This window comes from Novosphingobium sp. G106 (genome assembly GCF_019075875.1).
Taxonomy (GTDB): Bacteria; Pseudomonadota; Alphaproteobacteria; order Sphingomonadales; family Sphingomonadaceae; genus Novosphingobium.
In genome coordinates this window covers 4,714,255-4,731,512 of record NZ_JAHOOZ010000001.1, presented here as the reverse complement: position 1 = coordinate 4,731,512, position 17,258 = coordinate 4,714,255, and the positions used below count along the sequence as shown (strand labels likewise).

At 59.9% G+C, this 17,258-nt stretch carries 18 protein-coding genes; 10 read left to right on the top strand and 8 right to left on the bottom strand.

Translation table 11 applies throughout. From position 1 onward, the window contains the following. Nucleotides 1–193 precede the first annotated feature (193 nt). Complete coding sequence (locus KRR38_RS22755; protein WP_217405771.1) at nucleotides 194–433, bottom strand: DUF6582 domain-containing protein; 240 nt, start codon at nucleotides 431–433, stop codon at nucleotides 194–196. Nucleotides 434–631: 198 nt separating this feature from the next. On the opposite strand from KRR38_RS22755, the gene KRR38_RS22750 reads away from it, so the two are divergent. The 4 genes from KRR38_RS22750 (at nucleotide 632) to KRR38_RS22735 (ending at nucleotide 5,901) form a co-directional block, all read left to right on the top strand. After that, nucleotides 632–958, top strand: a complete 327-nt coding sequence (locus KRR38_RS22750) for a hypothetical protein (RefSeq protein ID WP_309141120.1) — start codon at nucleotides 632–634, stop codon at nucleotides 956–958. Between the two features lie 109 nt (nucleotides 959–1,067). Then, on the top strand, nucleotides 1,068–2,327 hold the full coding sequence (locus tag KRR38_RS22745; RefSeq protein ID WP_309141119.1) for an NAD(P)/FAD-dependent oxidoreductase: 1,260 nt from the start codon (nucleotides 1,068–1,070) through the stop codon (nucleotides 2,325–2,327). A gap of 560 nt (nucleotides 2,328–2,887) precedes the next feature. Then, entirely contained in the window at nucleotides 2,888–5,104 is a 2,217-nt protein-coding gene (locus KRR38_RS22740; RefSeq protein WP_254514937.1) for a hypothetical protein, read from the top strand. 38 nt (nucleotides 5,105–5,142) lie between these two features. Then, nucleotides 5,143–5,901, top strand: coding sequence for an SDR family oxidoreductase (locus tag KRR38_RS22735; protein WP_217405769.1), 759 nt, complete (start codon nucleotides 5,143–5,145; stop codon nucleotides 5,899–5,901). Nucleotides 5,902–6,069: 168 nt separating this feature from the next. Here KRR38_RS22735 and KRR38_RS22730 read toward each other — a convergent pair whose 3' ends face one another. After that, the gene (locus KRR38_RS22730; RefSeq protein WP_217405768.1) at nucleotides 6,070–6,270 is read right to left on the bottom strand and encodes a hypothetical protein; all 201 of its coding nucleotides are present in this window, start codon (nucleotides 6,268–6,270) and stop codon (nucleotides 6,070–6,072) included. 84 nt (nucleotides 6,271–6,354) lie between these two features. Then, nucleotides 6,355–6,525 carry a hypothetical protein gene (locus KRR38_RS22725; protein WP_217405767.1) on the bottom strand — a complete coding sequence of 57 codons (171 nt, stop codon included), beginning with the start codon at nucleotides 6,523–6,525 and terminating at the stop codon, nucleotides 6,355–6,357. A gap of 252 nt (nucleotides 6,526–6,777) precedes the next feature. Here KRR38_RS22725 and KRR38_RS22720 point away from each other — a divergent pair, with 252 nt between their 5' ends. Both KRR38_RS22720 and KRR38_RS22715 read left to right on the top strand, forming a co-directional pair. After that, nucleotides 6,778–7,146 carry a response regulator gene (locus KRR38_RS22720; RefSeq protein ID WP_217405766.1) on the top strand — a complete coding sequence of 123 codons (369 nt, stop codon included), beginning with the start codon at nucleotides 6,778–6,780 and terminating at the stop codon, nucleotides 7,144–7,146. A gap of 98 nt (nucleotides 7,147–7,244) precedes the next feature. Next, the gene (locus KRR38_RS22715; RefSeq protein ID WP_217405765.1) at nucleotides 7,245–7,538 is read left to right on the top strand and encodes a plasmid stabilization protein; all 294 of its coding nucleotides are present in this window, start codon (nucleotides 7,245–7,247) and stop codon (nucleotides 7,536–7,538) included. A gap of 188 nt (nucleotides 7,539–7,726) precedes the next feature. Here KRR38_RS22715 and KRR38_RS22710 read toward each other — a convergent pair whose 3' ends face one another. Together KRR38_RS22710 and KRR38_RS22705 are read right to left on the bottom strand one after the other, a co-directional pair. Beyond that, the gene (locus KRR38_RS22710) at nucleotides 7,727–7,936 is read right to left on the bottom strand and encodes a hypothetical protein (RefSeq protein WP_217405764.1); all 210 of its coding nucleotides are present in this window, start codon (nucleotides 7,934–7,936) and stop codon (nucleotides 7,727–7,729) included. Next, nucleotides 7,933–8,487 carry a CinA family protein gene (locus tag KRR38_RS22705; RefSeq protein WP_254514936.1) on the bottom strand — a complete coding sequence of 185 codons (555 nt, stop codon included), beginning with the start codon at nucleotides 8,485–8,487 and terminating at the stop codon, nucleotides 7,933–7,935. Before KRR38_RS22705 ends, KRR38_RS22710 begins: the two co-directional genes overlap by 4 nt. A gap of 163 nt (nucleotides 8,488–8,650) precedes the next feature. On the opposite strand from KRR38_RS22705, the gene KRR38_RS22700 reads away from it, so the two are divergent. The 4 genes from KRR38_RS22700 to KRR38_RS22685 all read left to right on the top strand — a co-directional run bounded on the left by KRR38_RS22700 (nucleotide 8,651) and on the right by KRR38_RS22685 (nucleotide 12,331). Beyond that, entirely contained in the window at nucleotides 8,651–9,043 is a 393-nt protein-coding gene (locus KRR38_RS22700; protein WP_217405763.1) for a hypothetical protein, read from the top strand. Between the two features lie 613 nt (nucleotides 9,044–9,656). Continuing rightward, complete coding sequence (locus KRR38_RS36355) at nucleotides 9,657–9,932, top strand: RcnB family protein (protein ID WP_254514935.1); 276 nt, start codon at nucleotides 9,657–9,659, stop codon at nucleotides 9,930–9,932. Nucleotides 9,933–10,256: 324 nt separating this feature from the next. After that, nucleotides 10,257–11,288, top strand: a complete 1,032-nt coding sequence (locus KRR38_RS22690) for a sensor histidine kinase (RefSeq protein ID WP_217405762.1) — start codon at nucleotides 10,257–10,259, stop codon at nucleotides 11,286–11,288. A gap of 647 nt (nucleotides 11,289–11,935) precedes the next feature. Next, a complete protein-coding gene (locus KRR38_RS22685; protein ID WP_217405761.1) occupies nucleotides 11,936–12,331 on the top strand; it encodes a response regulator in 396 nt (131 codons plus the stop codon). A 164-nt stretch (nucleotides 12,332–12,495) separates the two neighbouring features. On the opposite strand, the gene KRR38_RS22680 is transcribed toward KRR38_RS22685, so the two are convergent. The 3 genes from KRR38_RS22680 to KRR38_RS22670 form a co-directional block, all read right to left on the bottom strand. After that, nucleotides 12,496–13,629 carry an acetate/propionate family kinase gene (locus KRR38_RS22680; RefSeq protein WP_217405760.1) on the bottom strand — a complete coding sequence of 378 codons (1,134 nt, stop codon included), beginning with the start codon at nucleotides 13,627–13,629 and terminating at the stop codon, nucleotides 12,496–12,498. Further along, complete coding sequence (locus KRR38_RS22675) at nucleotides 13,626–15,989, bottom strand: phosphoketolase (RefSeq protein ID WP_217405759.1); 2,364 nt, start codon at nucleotides 15,987–15,989, stop codon at nucleotides 13,626–13,628. Before KRR38_RS22675 ends, KRR38_RS22680 begins: the two co-directional genes overlap by 4 nt. A 574-nt stretch (nucleotides 15,990–16,563) precedes the next feature. Further along, nucleotides 16,564–17,217 carry a hypothetical protein gene (locus KRR38_RS22670; RefSeq protein ID WP_217405758.1) on the bottom strand — a complete coding sequence of 218 codons (654 nt, stop codon included), beginning with the start codon at nucleotides 17,215–17,217 and terminating at the stop codon, nucleotides 16,564–16,566. Nucleotides 17,218–17,258: the final 41 nt, after the last annotated feature.

The following is a 17,258-nucleotide window of genomic DNA, read 5'->3' as shown; positions in this document are numbered from 1 at the left end:
TGATAGCGACTTCCATTGGCTGGTCTTGCAACAGTCTGAGTGCTGTCGGCCGCCAGCATTTCCGTTCTGGTTTTCCCTATGAAACTGCCAGCGTATTCCGTGGTCTCCGATCGCCCGCTCGCGAAAACGCGAACTCGTCGCGAGGTAGCTGCCAATTTGCCGCAGACCAATCAGGAACGGGCGGCAGCGCGTCCTATTTTCCGATCTCGCGCCAACTTTTTTCCTTAATATCGACGCCATGCTTTTTCGCGGCGGTTTTGATCCGTTTCCAGGCTGCATCACGTTCGCCGTCGGACACGTCCTTAACCTGGTTGAATCGGGCGACAGCATTTCGCACGTGGCTGGCGTTTTCCAGCGGCTCTTTCTTCTGCTCGGGAAAGGCGAAGGAACTCTTGTCGAGCGCGTTGCGACCTTCAGCGGTGAGTTTCGTCATTGGCTTCTCCTTGCTGCTGGGCCGCTGTAATTGAGAGTGCCGCCACCAGCCGATCAAGCAACGGAACCTGGCTCGCCAGCATATGGTTCCGCGCCGCATCGAGATTGAGCCACCGGGCTTCGTCTACCTCGGGGCGAGCCTGCGGTCACTGCGAGGCGGCCACGCGGTAGATTGAGCTAATCTGACGAGCGGACCAACATGATCGCCCTAAGTGCAACCAGCCTGAAGCGGCAGCGTTCAAGACCCGAGGAGGATGGAATGCCGATCTCTGAGCTGAGTGCCGTGGAAAGGATAGCACGCGTTCTTGCCGCGGAGCGGCTGAGCGTGAATGCCGAAGGATATGAGCCTTCCGCTGGCGATGAGGTGGATGCAGAATGGCATTTGTATATTGGGCAGGCTGTGGCCGTCCTGAAGACGCTCCGCGAGCCTGATATCGTCATGGCCAATGCCGGCGATCCGAACCTTTGGCGCGTGATGGTCGAAGCAGCACTTGGCGACTATGAAGGTGACCCTGCCCAGGACTAGCCCTCAAGCCGGGGCGGCATTGAGAAATTGAGCAGAGCACTTGTCTCGAAAGGGTGGTCGAGCGTAATTACGAATGACGGTAATCAGTCATCCTTCGAAACGCCATCGCGTGGTTATCGTGGGCGCCGGGTTCGGCGGCCTGTGGGCCGTGAAGCGTTTGAAGGGCGCAGAGGTCGACATCGTCCTCATCGACCAGCGCAATCACCATCTCTTCCAGCCGCTCCTGTATCAGGTCGCGACCGCGTCACTCGCGCCATCCGAGATCGCGTGGCCGATCCGATCGATGCTCCACGACCGCAAGGACGTCACCACCATTCTCGAAACCGTGACAGGCGTGGATACGGTCGGTCGTGGGGTGCGGCTCGCGGATGGAAGCATTGTTTCCTACGAGACGCTGATCCTCGCAACCGGTGCCCGCCATGGCTATTTCGGCCACGATGAATGGGAAGCTGTTGCTCCGGGGCTCAAGACGATCGAGGACGCTACTGCCGTCCGTAGCCGTATCCTTCTGGCGTTCGAGGAAGCCGAGCGCGAAACCGATCCGGCGCGCAGAGCGGCACTGCTCACCTTTGTGATCGTCGGCGCAGGCCCCACCGGGGTCGAACTGGCCGGCACGATCGCGGATCTCGCGCATGACACGCTACCGCGGGATTTCCGCACGATCGATACCCGACAAGCGAATGTCCTGCTCGTCGAGGCCGGACCAAAGGTCCTCAACGGCTATCCGGACAGTCTCTCCGAATATGCTAAGCGCGCGCTCGAGAAGCTGGGTGTGGAAGTCAAACTGGGCGCAATGGTTACGCTGATCGAGCGCGGGGCGGTCACCTTCGGCGACAAGCGGGTGGAAGCCCGCACCGTCATCTGGGCGGCCGGCGTGCGGGCCTCGCCGGCAGCGCTATGGCTGGGCGTGGCAGCCGACCGGAACGGCCGGATCATCGTCGAGCCGGACCTCAGCGTCCCTGGTCATCCCGACATCTTCGCGGTGGGAGACACGGTCACTGTCCAGGCACTTGGTGGTGCGCCGGTGCCGGGCATCGCGCCTGCCGCGAAGCAGGAGGGGGCCTACGTCGCCAAAACCATCCGGCGACGGCTCTCGGGCAAAGGCGAGCAACCGCCGTTCCGATATCATCATGAAGGCAGCCTCGCCCAGATCGGCAAGCGAAAGGCGGTGATCGACTTCGGATGGCTCAAGCTGCGCGGCTCTATCGCTTGGTGGCTATGGGGGATCGCCCACATTTATTTTCTGGTGGGCGTCCGGTCCCGGCTCAGCGTCGCGCTCAACTGGTTGTGGATTTACACGCGCAATCAGCGCGGTGCGCGGCTCATCACGCAGGCGGAATCTGGCGGCGATTATAGCGCTGCTGAGTAGGGCACTTCTGGTCCGGCAGCGCTTTCTCTATATATCTCGCTCTGTGCAGTTTGAGAATGCTACCTGGCTTGAGGAGGCGCCTGAGACGGCGTGCAAAAGCTGCGGTTCATTTCAGGCACCAGGCCTCCGTTGATATCGAGGGAAGCCGCCATTGCCCAGAAGATTTCCGGCCTGATCAACATGGGGCGATGGCAACAGCAGCGAGTTGCCAGAGGCTTCCCTGCGACAAGCAGCCGCCCGATCCGAGCGCGAAGAGCACCGCAACAAAGCACTGGTCAGCCAATGCGAGCACCGAAATTTGGTCGATTTATCGAACACCAATGGGAACTGGCTACGCCCGCTTCAGTTCGGCGTCCTGAATAGGAGAGCGCGAGCATGGTTGCGATGGGCAGGCACTCAACTCGAAAGCATACCGCAGCAATTTATATTCTGCGGACCGCATCATCGGCTCGCATGTCCTCGGTAGCCGCCGCTGGATCGTATCACTTTCACGCCTCATTCCGAGGCCGAAAGCTACTAGCATCGGAGCATGTCGAAATCTGGAGCAGGGAGTGGTCGATATGACTGCCGAGATGCCTGTCGCCGCGAGCGCGGCGGTGCTGGGCCTGCGTTCTGAACTCCGCAAAGGCATGCGGCGCATCGCCCGGCTTGAGTTGGGCGAGCGATCCGTCGAGGTCATGGCAGGATCGGATGCAATATGGGCAATCATCCGGCGCGGTGGTCGACCGGGCGATGGCGGTGTCGCGCTACGCGTCGCCCACTGCTGGGGCGGATGTTCGCGCCTTCGGCGCAGCCGCAAGCCGAAAGGGGCCTTGCTCGCGCTTACCATCGACAGCGCCATCGGTGTGCAGGAAGTCACACTGCGAAGCGACCGCGACGCACTTGAAACTCTGCGCGTCACCAATGTTCTGACGCCGGCCGAACCGCTGCTCATTCCGTTTTTTCCGCGCGACGTTTATCCGCTGGGCCCAGGGGACGATCCGCTCCTGGCAGTGGGACGTGTTGAGGCGGCGCAGCGCGGCTTGAACAGCGGTCTCAGCTATTTTCATCTCGACACGCCGGCGTTTGGCAGCGTGCTCTATTTCCAGAACCTGACGGCCTTGAACGACTACTTCACGGCTACGAAAACCAAGCCCGATGGCGCAGTCGGCGGCGAATGGCCCGAGATCGGTTACCTCCCGCCGACACCGCCGCAGAGCGGAACGCCTCCTACCGATCCCCTACCAGCGGGCAGGGCTGTGACCATTTCCGACGCGATTCTCGTATTCCACGACGATGCTGCCTGCGACGAGCAGGACAGCGCACGCCGGTTTCTCCAGCTACTTGGGGCCGCCTATCGCCAGCTCGACGCGCCGGCGACCCAGTATCGCGATTGGGTGTGGCGCGCCGACAAGACCTTACACGATCTGGAAACGGAGCCGGCGGCGATAATCCGCCACTACGGGCACCCATACATCCATCCCTATACAGCGGCCGAATATCCGGACGTCATGGTGCAGATGGCGATCATCTCGGCACTGCATAATTATTCCACCTGGAAAGGGGAAAACATCCCATTTGCGCGCGCGCTGGCTAAGGGTCTGGACAAGTTCCACGACCGCGAACTCAAGACGATGCGCCGCTATCTGCCGAACGTCGGCAAAGACAAGGACAAGTTCGCGGTAGACAGCTGGTATCTCTACCACCCACTGCTCAATCTCGCTCACCTCGCGCTCGATGGCGATGCCCAGGCCGCGCGTCTGTTCACCGCTTCGCTCGACTTCGCGATCAAGGCAGCAAGGCACTTCGACTACGCATGGCCGATCCAGTTCAAGGTCGACAGCTTCGACGTCATCGTAGAGGCACGCAACGACGACGGGCTGGGGCAGACCGACGTCGGCGGCATCTATGCCTATGTCATGATGCAGGCGCACGAGTTGCTCGGCGATACGGTCTACCTCGACGAAGCGCGCAAGGCGATCGACGCCGCCAAGGGCATGCGGTTCGAACTCAACTATCAGGCCAATCTCACCGCCTGGGGCGCTGCCGCCTGCATGCGGCTATGGCGGGTGACCAACGAGTTTTACTACCTGCGTCAGGGTTACGTCTATGTGGCAAGCTTCTTCCACAATGCCGCGATTTGGGAATCACAGATTGAGCTGGCGCAGCACTACAACGTATTCCTGGGCGTCACCTGCCTGCACGACGCACCCTACATGGCGATCTTCGAGTGCTTCGACAGTTTCGCCGCCTTCGAACGCTATCTGCGCGATAGCGGCCCCGACCTCGATCCTGCGGTCCGGTTGCTGATTAGCGAATATTGCAAATATGCGATCGATCGGGGCTGGTATTATTATCCCGATGCGTTGCCATCCGAGGTTCTCGCCCACGACGACATCCGTAACGGCTACATCGATACGAAGCTGTCGTTCCCGCTGGAGGACCTTTACGTCGATGGGCAACCGGCGGGCCAGGTCGGTCAGGAGATTTATGGCGCCGGCGCGGCCTTTATCTTCGCGACGCGCGCGTTCCACAACGTTAGCGACGCCCCGTTTCGCATCTTCTGCGATCATTTCCCGGTCACGAGCGAAAGAACCTCGACCCGGTCGTTGGCGTTCGGCCTCGACGGCGGCCACGCGCGCGCAGCTAGCTTCCGCCTGGTTCGGACCGGCCGCGCCAAGCTCCCCAAGTTCAGGCTCTCGATCGGGGATGGCGAGCGCATTCGGCCCGACCGGGTCAGCGATGACCGGGTCGACTTCACAATCCCGGCGAGCGGGCAGATTAGCCTCCTTTGGTGAGGCCGGGGATAGGTGGGCCCATCCGGCAGGAGAATGCCATGAAAGATTTGAGCGACGCCCACGCCCGACTGGTCCCTTTGAAAGGCCGGGCTGCCATTGTGACCGGTGGGACGACAGGAATTGGCCGTGCCATCGCCGTGCTGCTGGCGAGCGAGGGAGTGAAGGTGTTCATTTGCGGCCGTACACCCGAACATCTCGAGGACGCGCTCGCACGTATCCGCGAAGTCGGTGAGGGCGATGGGATGGCAGTCGATCTCGCTGAAAAGGACGGCGTCCCCCGGTTTTTCGCGGCGGCGAAAGACTATCTCGCCTCACCGGACATTGTGGTCGTCAATGCCGCGGTCACCGCCAGCGGTCTCTCCGAGATGAGCGAGGACGAGGTTCGATATGCGATCGCGACCGACTTCACCGCTTACATCATGAGCGCCCATGCCGGTCAGGCGCTGCTAAGTGACAAGGGCGACATCGTTTTAATCGGCTCGATCAGCGCCCATGTCCTGGGCCCGGGATCGACCGTCTATGCGGGGATTAAGGCAGGGGTCGCCGGGTTCTCCGAAGCTCTACGCAAAGAGCTGGGGCCCAAAGGGATCAAGGTCTCGCTGGTCGAGCCTGGTAAGACCGGTGCCGACATCCAGTATCCCGACATTCCGGCAGAGAAGCAGCGCGAGATGATCCACGAGGAAAGCATGCTGCGGGCCGAGGACATTGCGGTCGGGGTGCATTACCTCCTGACACAGCCGCGCCGGGCCGTTGTGCAGCAGCTGACCATCGCGCCGCGCATGCAGGACCGGGAGTGACCTGCGCCACCGACAGAACCGCCGTTCGCTGCCAGTCTTGGGCTCCCTGATAGCTGCCGCTCGTTCATCGGCTCGCCTCGCGCTGCACAGGCCTGTTCTCGTCCGATACGTTGTGCCGCGATCACACTCTTCTGGAAGGTCGAACTGTCTCGGGCTGTTGGTTTATCGTCATTCCACACGGATTATTCGGGCCCCCTGAATTGCTTTGACCAGATCTTCGGCATCTGATGGCTCGCTGCAGTCAATGACTGCGCGATTTCCTATCGGGTGGGGCCGGTAAGCGCCGCGTGCGGTCTGCTGAAGCAAGTCGAGCGCTGTTCGTGCACCCTGCCAAGGGATCTGAACGCGATGGATAATTTCTTCGGTCATCCTCGTTTCCCGTTAATCAATAGATTCGGGTGACCTCGGCTGACGAACCGAGATCATGTCGTCCTAGCTAATCTCAAGGCACGATTATTCGGCCAGCTCGGCCGGCCGCATGCGCAGCAGTAAGCTTAGTTGCGCTTTATAAAACAGCGCCAGCTGGGCATGAGTCGCCGCGTCATCGCGCGTGCTTGCGTTGCGGCTCAGCATTTCTTCCTCCGCAATCCGGCGCTCGCAAAAAGCTATCTGTTGCAGGTTCACTCTTCCCAACCCCGACTATCTGGCTTTTCGCCATTGATAACGTCAGGATTTTGGAGGGGTTCCGCCTACGCTCGGTCACGGAAGAATTTTGAAAACCACTGCCGACCACGGGATGGAAAATCGCCGAGGACGGCTCTGATTGGGTGGCATCAATCTGGTCGAAGCCGCGAACAAGTCAGGTTTCGTCGGAACGAAACTCGAGATATGTGATTTTTACTCACACGACATGACCGGAATTGAGGAGCCCCAAACATGCCGTCCAGACGGTCCGTTTTCATTCTGGAAGACGAGCCACTCATCGCCGCCATGCTCGAAGAGCTAGTCGAGGAACTGGGAGCCGAGGTAGTGGGCCCCGCCTGCAGCCTCGATCGCGCGCGCCAACTCCTCGAAGCTAAAGAGATCGACTTCGCGATCCTCGACATCAATATCGAGGGTGAGACGTCCTACCCGATCGCCGAGGACTTGAGACGTAGAGGCGCGCCGTTCCTTTTCACAACCGGCTACGATGCGGGTGAAATCGACGGCCGTTTTGGCTGCCCTGTGATCATCAAACCATTCGATCCGAGCTTTCTCCAAGGGATCGTTGCAGGTCAGCTAGGTCTGCCGATGCCTCGCGGATAATGGCCGCCAGCGAGCGCTATTTTGCGGCAAAGCGTGGAAGCAAATAGCGGTTGTCGTCGTTGAGCGAGCGTGGGGAGTGGCCTAAGAGGAGACCCGTGATGCCGAGAGGTGACAAAGGCAGCTACACCGACAAGCAGAAGCGCAAGGCACAGCATATCGAGGAAGGCTACGAGGATCGCGGCGTTCCCAAGAAGGAAGCTGAAAGCCGCGCCTGGGCAACGGTGAACAAGGAAAGCGGCGGGGGTAACAAGTCGGGCTCGGGCCGCGGCAAGAAGGATACCCACGTCTCATCCTCGCGCGGCGGCAAGGCAAACAAGTCGGGTTCGTTCGAGCAGCGTTCGGCGGCCGCCCGCAAGGGCTGGGTAACACGGCGCAAACACGCCCAAGGCTGACGATCCCCGATTTAGCGCGCTATGGGATCACAGGGCCGATGGGTATCGCGCTGGGTGGCGCGACACGTATCGTTGTGCCAATGCGCCGGTCCGTGTGCGCACCAATGACGCAATTGGTTTACGGAGACACTCGTGTGCCGCTGGAAGAGTGGCGAGCGATTTCACAGCCCAAAATCACCGCCGCCATGTCATCGCTCTCGATCTCTTTCCTTCTGCTCCAGCCGGTGAGATCGCCACCTTAGCATCATCCCGAGGACCGAAAGCAGCATGCCAAGGATCAGGCAGATGAGCAGCAGCGGACGCTCGGATGCCGATTGCCAGGTGACGATCCCCAAGAGAAGGACGCTGGCGGTCGAGATCAGATAGCCTGCTCCCTTGAGATCGGAAACGAGCCTCATGGCGCTTCCATCTCGAGCGCTTCTACGATCATTTCAAGCGCGCGCGCGGCCGCGAGATATCGAATACGTTCGCGGCCCAAAGAACCGAAGCGGCAGACGCGCTGAATAAGCCGGCCGTTGCGGCGAGCGCTGGCGAGGTGAACCAAACCGACCTCGTCGCCCGGCCCGGCGGGGCCGGCATAGCCGGTGATTGCTATAGCAATATCGGCCTTGGAATGTTCAAGAGCGCCCTGCACCATGGCCGAGGCGATCTCGCGGCTTACAGCACCGTGACGGACGATCTCGACGAGATCGACACCGAGCATGTCACTCTTGGCTTCATCGGTGTAGGTCACAAATCCCCTGTCAAACCAACGGCCGAGACCGTCCTTATCGGTGAGCAGCGATGCGAGGAGACCTCCGGTACAGCTCTCCGCGGTCGCGACCGAGAGCTTGTGCCGTCTCAAGTTTTTGAGCACTTCCAGCGCTTGCGCCGAAAGGTTGGCCATCTGATCGGGCAGCTCCTCGCCGGTCCGTGCGACTGCAAATTCCTCATGACTGGATGTGCCCATGGCGCAGACCATTTCTTGATTATTGTTTTGAAAACCACGGACATCTTTCCTGGTTCCGATGGCGGGCTGGCGGACTATGCGGCGGTTTGCGGAACTGCTCCGATGCCCAGCGGTTGAAATAGGGAGGGTCGCGCATACGGCTCAAATCTCAAGGAGAACGACAATGGGCGGCGACAGCGAATACGAGCCCAAGGACTCGCGGAATGTGACGGGCACCGCTGATACGCCTGACGGGCACTTTACCGGCAACCGCCAGAAGAAAGGTCACGGCGGCGAATATGAACCCCGGGATTCGCGCAATGTCATTGGCACTGCCAGTACTTCCGACGGGCGTTGGACCAACCGGGACGGGAAACCTCCCGCTGGTGTTCAGGACAACAATCCGGCCAGCGTTGCCGATGCCGCCGCGGCGAATGACAGACAAGGCGGCCGCAACGATACACTGGACGAGGATCTCGACCGGGAGCGCCTCGAGCCGGGCCCCGATACAGATGGGAAGGGCGATGTCGGAGCCAACCCGTCACGGCGCAGCGGAGACCATAACAACAGTGCTTGAGCATCTCGGCCAAGGCACCGATTCTGCCGCTTAGGCTGCCTTCGCCGACATAAGCGCCCGTTCGAGGCTGATCTTCGGTCACAATTCGTCTGGCTTCATCCCAGCTAAGGTTGCTCAGCGTCATCGGCATTCAAACCGAGATTCGCGAGCCGGTCGTACCGCTGGGCCATATACTTGCACTCTTTGACAGTCCGCCGATCTCGCGCTTTCTTGGCACGCTCAAGCCACTCGTCTCGGCGGTGAGTGTAGTAGGCTCTGTCTTCTGGACTCAGCGTCATTCCTTATCGCTCGGTGACTTCAGCGGGATCCGGTCTAGGGATCAGACTGAGGTAGCTCGCGCATTCATCGTCTTCAATGCCTGGGGAATATCATTCTCGGCGTAGTTACGCTGCACCGCCCTCGGTCGGTCGCACCCGACCCAACTGACTGGAGCATTTATGCGCAAGCTTATCCTATACGGCCTGATCGCCGCTGCGACTATGCCGACGGTTGTCTCTGCGCAATCGCGCGAGGACGTTCGCCGTGACCGCCGCGACGTGCAGGAGCAACGTCAGGACCTTCATGACGCGCGCCGCATCGGCGTGCGCGGAGATGTCCGGGACGAGCGCCACGATTGCGCGACGCCCGGCAGGGATCGCGAGAGGATCGCGCCGATAGAAACCGCGTCCGGTATGCCGCCCCGTACCGCAACTGGAGCTACAACAGGATCGGCGTCGGTTACCAACTTCGTCCGTCGTTTTACGCCAGCAGGTATTTCGTTACCGACTACTCGCACCGTGGCCTGCATCAGCCTGGTCGCTTCCAGCGCTGGGTCCGCTATGGTGACGATCTGGTCCTCGTGAATGTTCGCAGCGGGCGAGTCATTCAGGTACTCCATGACCGCTACTGATCATCGATCTAACCGGCTGTAACAAGAAGAGCCCGGAGGCGTGTCCCTCCGGGCTCTTCAAATTTTTCGGCGGAAAGGGAGGGGCGAATTCGGTTTTTCCCGCCCCGTTGGCTTATGGAGAAGGCTCCTAACCTTCCCAAGCGGCCGGTCATCCGCTTACCTGATCGCAGGACACGCGCGGCTCCCGAATTGATGCATCCCCTTAAGTGAGGTGTGTTATAAAAATCCACGCTCGACATCGACCTCCAGCGCGCTGGTTTCGTCGATGAAATCACCAGGTATGGCTTTCGCACCGCGAGCCTCTGGTTCCCGAAGGCTTCGGCCATGGAATTTTTTACGCCCAACAGACCAGCGAGTCCGAATAACCTGGGATTAGCCCTTGTGCTGTGCTCCAGCACCCCACTGGTTCTGCTTGATGCCGCATTTGTGGTGAGTGCGGCGAGTGCAACATTTTGCCGTGCGTTTGGGCTCGATCCCGATGCAGTGATGGGAACCGAGCTGTTTGCCCTCGGCGGGGGTGAGTGGAATCTCACCCGGCTGCGCTCACTACTGGACGCGACCCTCTCTGGCGACGCAGCAATCGACGCCTACGAACTCGAGCTAGTCCGGGGCGCCAACGTTCAGCACCTGATTCTGAACGTACAGCGACTGGACTATGGCGAGACCGACGAAGTTTGCCTGGTCCTGGCCGTGTCTGATGTTACTGCAGTCCGCGCGGCCGAGCGGCACAAGGACGCTCTCGTGCGAGATAACCAGGTCCTTTTAAAGGAGCTTCAGCACCGCGTCGCCAACAGCCTTCAGATCATCGCCAGCGTGTTGATGCAAAGCGCGCGCAAGGTCCAGTCGGACGAAGCCCGCATCCATCTGAACGATGCTCATCATCGCGTTCTCTCGATCGCGATGCTGCAAAAGCAACTCGCCGAGACGGCGACAGGCGACGTCGCCCTCCGACCGTACTTCACCGACCTGTGCCGCACGATCGGCGCGTCCATGATTGCCGATCCTGCTCGCATCAGGATCGTGGCAACGGTGTCCGACACGGTTGCCAAAGCCGAGGAGTCCGTAAGCCTTGGTCTGATCGTAACCGAGCTGATTATCAATTCGCTTAAACACGCGTTCCCGGAGGAGGTGAAGAGCGGGAACATCGCCGTCAATTACTCATCCGATGGATTGGCATGGACTTTGACAGTCAGCGACGATGGCGTCGGAAGGCCGGATAAGCCCTTGCTTGGCCTCGGCACGGGTATAGTCGAGGCGCTTGCGAAGCAGCTCCAGGCAAGCGTCAAGATGGAGAATGCCAATCCCGGGACGCTCGTATCCGTCATCCACGGTGCGCCGGAACCATTGCTGGCTTAGAGCGTTGTTGCACAACGCGTTTCATTTTAGGCGCCGTTATTTCTCGGAACGCAACTCGCATGTCCAGCGATCAGTCGGCGCCCGTCCTGCTATACGTTGAGGATGAGGTCCTCATTCAAGCCGTCCTCGTGATGGGGCTCGAAGAAGCGGGGTTCATCGTGTGAACTGCCGCCGCTAGGCGCTAGCGGGGGCTCTCGATAAAGCGGCGGCAGCCAATATGCATACGTCGCTGAGCCGGCAAGGTTGCGGGAAACACCCGGACAATTGCATCCATAGCGGTGCGGTTACCCATGACCGAGCTCGGGATGAGAGCGCGATTAAAGAGGTGAAAATCCGCCGAAAAACAGACCGCCCGCCGGCGATTATTTCTTCGCGAAAGCCGCAGTCCATTTATCTCCTGAAAGCCCGGGCAGGTCTGCGGTTCAGCTTGACCGCTCTAATTCTATGCGGAGCGATCAATGACTGATCGAGGTACAATCAGCTGAGCAACCTTTCGCTCTCCTGCGCGCTTGAGATGGGATTGCCGTCACCGCTAGCGTGACCTCTCGTTGCGATCCCTCCCCCGAGTGGTGGTGGCGGCAGTTATTCAAATTGTTTTTGGGGGGTGACTGCCGAATTGGCCGAGCATATTTCGGGGACAGATTTAAATGAAGCCATGTGGATCACTCATCGGCGCGAAGATATTAATCGTAGAAGATGAACCGGCGATCTCAGCACTTCTAGAGGCCGCCGTCAGCGCAGCGGATGGTACGATTGTTGGGCCGGCGACCGATATCAGCGGCGCGTTGTCACTGCTCCGCACCAGGAAAATCGATGCTGCGATCCTCGACATGATTGTCGCCGGCATCTATTGTGATGAGATTGCCCATGAACTTCATAGCCGAAATATACCTTATGCCATCACCACGGGCATTGGCGCCGATGAGTCCCATCCCCAACTTCAAGCTGCGCTCTCCATCACCAAGCCGTTCCAGGCCGAGTACGTTCAGTCCGTGCTGGCGGGCATGCTTGCTCGGCGATCCGCTGAGCCGACGCTCAAATGATGGATATGCTTACATACTGTCGGAGTCGCACCTGTCATACGCCTAAATGGAAGCGGAGAGCGATGTACCAGATTGCTGAGATTTCGGGTTTCCTTGCATCAGGGTACTGAAGGCGGTCACTTTCCTCGCTTAGCCATTCTTTCAATGTGATATCAGTTCGCTCGTCAGGCTAATTCGCCGACGTGCCGCGCGATCTCCTCATTCTCTTTGGAAGAAAAGCGATGCACGCGCACGGGTGATTCTTCATCATCTAAACGTTGTCTCGATCCTTGGTTGGCCGCGACATCGATGTGGACGCCGGCCCAGGATAGGTGGCCGCAAATCGCCGCACGCACAGCGAAATCGTTCTCTCCTATGCCCCCGGTAAAAATGATGTCGTCTATTCCGCCCAGGGCGACACTCATTGCTGCAACCTGCTTCGCGGCGGAAAGGCAAAACATCTCGACCGCAAGCTGCGCCGAAGCGTTGCCTTTTGCGCCTTCGAGCACGCGCATATCACTGCTCAGAGCCGATATCCCAAGCAGGCCAGAGCGATTCTCAATATGCTGCTCCAGAGCGGCAAGATCGTAGCCTTTTTCACGCGCAAGATAGATCAGCGTCCCAGGATCGATATCGCCCGTTCGCGTGCCCATGATAATCCCGCCCGAAGGGGTGAGTCCCATGCTGGTGTCAATCGAAAGACCTTCCAGAACGGCAGTCACGCTTGCGCCGCTTCCGAGATGGGCAATTATTGTTCGGGGGCGCAGATTTGGTCCGAGTTGGCGCACGATAGATTCGCACGACAGCCCGTGAAAGCCGTATCGCCTAATTCCCTGCTCCTTCCACGCACGCGGAATCGGCAACGTGCAGGCCACTTCGGGCATCGCCGCGTGGAACACCGTATCGAAGCAGGCGACGTTCGGGACGTTCGGCCACTCCGCTTGTGCGAGTGCGATGATCGTGAGCGCTGCGGGCGCGTGAAGCGGTGATAGCGAACGGATCTGTTCCAGCTCACGAAGCACCGCGTCATCAATGCGGCAATGCGAGCGCAAGTTGGGTCCGCCATGAACAATCCGGTGGCCGATCGCTTGGGGCGCCGGCAAAGCCTCGTCAGAAATTAGCCCGGCGATTGCCGGAATCGAGGTCTCGGGTGTTCCATCAACGTACATTGCCCGCATCGGCTCACCTCTCTTATTCCTTGTGCGCACGCCGTCTTTGTCGGCCTCGCCGATCATTATCGGGTCAAGCCGCGATCCGCTGACACGATAAAGGCCGAACTTTAGCGACGAAGACCCGCCGTTCAGCGTGAGTACGATCATCGTGCCCAGCGCCAGTCACGGATCTCCGGCATGTCCTCGCCGTGCTCCGCGACATGGAGCTTATGCCGTTCCATAGTTGCCCAGTAGCGCTGCGTTTCCGCTGGCACGCGGTCGTGCAGGCGCGGAATGCGCGATATGGCGTCAAGCGTAAGCTGGTACCGGTCGAGATTGTTGAGCACCACCATGTCGAACGGTGTCGTGGTTGTGCCTTCCTCCTTGTAGCCCCGGACGTGGATGTTGCCGTGATTTGGGCGCCGATAGGTGAGCTTGTGTATCATCGCCGGATAGCCGTGAAACGCGAAGATCACCGGTTTCTCGGCGGTGAAGAGCTCCTCGAAATCCTCATCGGACAGGCCGTGCGGATGCTCGGATTGGGGCTGGAGCACCATAAGATCGACTACATTGACAAGACGGATGCGGATATCCGGCACATAGGCTCGCAGCAATGTTGTTGCGGCTAGCGCCTCTAGCGTTGGCACGTCGCCCGCACAGGCCATTACGACGTCAGGTTCGCCGTCGTCGCTCGCCCACCCCCAAATGCCGGCTCCGACCGTGCAATGGACGATTGCCTCATCCATCGTCAGCCATTGCCATTCAGGCTCTTTGCCAGCGACAATGAGGTTGATGTAGCCCCGGCTGCGCAGGCAGTGATCTGCAACCGACAACAGGCAATTGGCGTCCGGCGGTAGGTAAATGCGCGCGACGTCTGCTTTCTTGTTTGCGATATGATCGATGAAGCCTGGATCCTGGTGCGACAGACCGTTGTGGTCCTGGCGCCAGACATGCGAGGTCAGCAGGTAGTTGAGCGAGGCAATCGGCCTGCGCCAAGGGATTTTGGCGCTCACCTTGAGCCATTTGGCATGCTGGTTGACCATCGGATCTACGATGTGAATGAAGGCTTCGTAGCATGAGAAGAAGCCGTGACGGCCGGTCAGCAGGTAGCCCTCCAACCAACCTTGGCAGAGGTGCTCGCTCAGCACTTCCATTACCCGGCCGGATGGACTGAGATTTTCATCGACGTCTTCGATCTCGGCCATCCACGCCTTGCCGGTCACCTCGTAGGATGCCTCGAGCCGGTTTGACGCCGTCTCATCGGGCCCGAATAGACGGAAATTGGCGGCGGGAAGGCTCAGGCGCATGACGTCACGGATGTAGCGGCCAAGTATACGAGTGGCTTCACCGCGGACACTGCCGGGCGAAGTGACAGTGATCGCATGATCGCGAAAATGGGGAAGACCTAGTGGCTCGAGCAGAAGGCCGCCATTGGCATGGGGATTAGATCCCATACGCCGACGGCCTGTGGGTGCAAGCGCGGCCAGTTCCTCAATCAGCTTACCATTGGCGTCGAACAATTCCTCTGGCCGGTAGCTGCGCATCCAGGCTTCGAGTTGGGCAAGGTGTCCGGGCTTATCGAAATTGGCGATCGGCACCTGATGCGCTCGCCAGGTCCCTTCGACCCGTTTGCCATCCACCTCCTTGGGACCGGTCCAACCTTTGGGAGTGCGAAATACGATCATTGGCCAACGTGGGCGCGCGTCTCCGCCTACCGGCGCATCGCTCGCACGTGCTTTGGCTTGGATGACCTGTATGCGTTCCAATGCGGTGTCTAGCGTTGCGGCAAGTTGCCGGTGGACCTGGGCCGGATCATCCCCTTCTACGAAGAAGGGTTCGTGGCCATATCCGCGCAGTAGATCTGTCAGCTCATCGCGGCTGATCCGCGCCAAGATCGTTGGGTTGGCGATCTTGAAGCCATTCAAATGCAGGATAGGTAGCACCGCGCCGTCACGCGCAGGATTCACGAATTTGTTCGAATGCCAGCTTGCGGCAAGCGGCCCAGTCTCCGCCTCACCGTCACCAACGACGCAAGCGACGATCAGGTCGGGATTGTCGAGCGCTGCTCCATATGCATGGACAAGTGAATACCCAAGCTCGCCGCCCTCGTGAATGGAGCCCGGCGTCTCTGGGGCCACATGGCTAGGTACGCCACCTGGCCAGGAAAATTGGCGAAACAGGCGCCGCATTCCGCTGCGATCGCGTTCAATCGCGGGAAATAGCTCGGTGTACGACCCTTCCAGATATGTATGCGCCACCAGCCCCGGTCCACCGTGTCCGGGCCCGATAACATAGATCATGTTGAGATCGTTCTGCGCGATCAGGCGGTTGAGGTGGACGTAGAGAAAATTTAGACCTGTTGTTGTGCCCCAATGGCCGAGGAGACGCGGCTTGATGTGTTCAAGCCGAAGCGGCTCCTCCAGCAGCGGGTTATCCCGCAAGTAAATCTGGCCGACCGATAAATAGTTTGCGGCGCGCCAGTACGCATCCATGCGAGCAAGCATATCGGGCGACAATGTGTCGGTCATACGTTTCTCCAGCGATCGGTTGCGGCGATCGGCAATGGTCGAAGTCTTCGGTTGTGCGAGAAAGGAAGAGGCGCGGTGAGAGAGTTCATCGCGAGCACAGATGGGTCAGGGCGCAGTCCGCTTCGGCCCGCAGCTTATCGTCACATAACAAGCACCGACTTAGCATCGCGAATGAAGCGGATGATCGGCGCGACCTTAGGCCAGATGCAGTCGCTATGCTGGTCGGAGGAAAGATGAGCCCCTTGGCATTCCGCGTCGGCACGCCCTCCGATGCAGACTCTGATTATCGGACAGCCGCAGCGGCAGCGTTCCGCTTGGATCGATCGCGCATGGTGCTTCGAAGGGCGTAGGCCGCCAGCGTGCTAAATCCTGCGGCGAACACGAGTAGGAATGCGATCATTATATCCTGGCCCATGGCCTTGCTCCTCAAATTCTGGGTGGACGCGCTCAGTTTCGCGTCGGCGACAAGTCTGACGCAGGACTGTCCCAGCATCCCCCATTCGAGGGAGACTGGCCCGGCCTCCTGCGTGGATAGCCGGGCCAAGGCTTGGCCTACGTTATGATCGACCGCGTCTTATCGCGTCGGCGGGGTAACCGTCGTCGTGGTCGTCACCGCGGCCGCAGGCGGGGCGGGTTTGATCGTACTTGTTGTCACAGAGGTTCGCGTCGTGGCGTGAGTGCTGCCTCGGGCGGGCTGCACCGTCGTAGTGGTAGTTTCCATGTGTCCGACTGGCGCTTGCGCCGCTGCCGCCGCATTGCGTGCTACGACCGCTTCGCTCGCAGATATTGCGGCGGATTGCTGGGCGACATTCGCACGGGCGTTGGCATCTACGCTCTGCTGCTGTGCCACGGCCGTTTGCTGCTGCGCTGCGGCAACGCCATCGGTTCGCGCCTGCCGTTCGGCGGCAATCGTCCGTTCCTGACGGCCCTGCATCTCGCCGATCGCGGCGTCCGCGAGTGTGGATGCGCGGATGGCTTCGGCGATAGAAGTCGACTTTTGTCCGGCCGCCAGCTTTTCCTTAGCTATAGCCAAGGCGGCTCTTGCCTCTGCCGTCTGATGCGTCATTTCCGATCCCGCGCCCATTGTTTCGGCCGTGTGGATCTTGGCATCGGCGGCAGCGATGGCCTCGCGAGCGCGGTCAGCCTTGCCGGCATGTGCGGGCGTGGCGAGGGCAAGCGCCATCGCGCTTGCCGCTAGAAGCGGTGCGAAGAGGGTTCTGCGAAGCATGGGATTTTCCTTTGGAAGACAAATGCCTTCGGCCGAGAAAC

Bases quoted from the DNA above. Each gene is read 5' to 3' on its own strand.
- KRR38_RS22690 (WP_217405762.1), top strand. From the start codon at position 10,257: ATGGAATTTTTTACGCCCAACAGACCAGCGAGTCCGAATAACCTGGGA.
- KRR38_RS22685 (WP_217405761.1), top strand. From the start codon at position 11,936: ATGAAGCCATGTGGATCACTCATCGGCGCGAAGATATTAATCGTAGAA.
- KRR38_RS22740 (WP_254514937.1), top strand. From the start codon at position 2,888: ATGACTGCCGAGATGCCTGTCGCCGCGAGCGCGGCGGTGCTGGGCCTG.
- KRR38_RS22700 (WP_217405763.1), top strand. From the start codon at position 8,651: ATGGGCGGCGACAGCGAATACGAGCCCAAGGACTCGCGGAATGTGACG.
- KRR38_RS22710 (WP_217405764.1), bottom strand. From the start codon at position 7,936: ATGAGGCTCGTTTCCGATCTCAAGGGAGCAGGCTATCTGATCTCGACC.
- KRR38_RS22705 (WP_254514936.1), bottom strand. From the start codon at position 8,487: ATGGGCACATCCAGTCATGAGGAATTTGCAGTCGCACGGACCGGCGAG.
- KRR38_RS22735 (WP_217405769.1), top strand. From the start codon at position 5,143: ATGAAAGATTTGAGCGACGCCCACGCCCGACTGGTCCCTTTGAAAGGC.
- KRR38_RS22715 (WP_217405765.1), top strand. From the start codon at position 7,245: ATGCCGAGAGGTGACAAAGGCAGCTACACCGACAAGCAGAAGCGCAAG.
- KRR38_RS22675 (WP_217405759.1), bottom strand. From the start codon at position 15,989: ATGACCGACACATTGTCGCCCGATATGCTTGCTCGCATGGATGCGTAC.
- KRR38_RS22750 (WP_309141120.1), top strand. From the start codon at position 632: ATGATCGCCCTAAGTGCAACCAGCCTGAAGCGGCAGCGTTCAAGACCC.
- KRR38_RS22730 (WP_217405768.1), bottom strand. From the start codon at position 6,270: ATGACCGAAGAAATTATCCATCGCGTTCAGATCCCTTGGCAGGGTGCA.
- KRR38_RS22670 (WP_217405758.1), bottom strand. From the start codon at position 17,217: ATGCTTCGCAGAACCCTCTTCGCACCGCTTCTAGCGGCAAGCGCGATG.
- KRR38_RS22720 (WP_217405766.1), top strand. From the start codon at position 6,778: ATGCCGTCCAGACGGTCCGTTTTCATTCTGGAAGACGAGCCACTCATC.
- KRR38_RS22680 (WP_217405760.1), bottom strand. From the start codon at position 13,629: ATGATCGTACTCACGCTGAACGGCGGGTCTTCGTCGCTAAAGTTCGGC.
- KRR38_RS22755 (WP_217405771.1), bottom strand. From the start codon at position 433: ATGACGAAACTCACCGCTGAAGGTCGCAACGCGCTCGACAAGAGTTCC.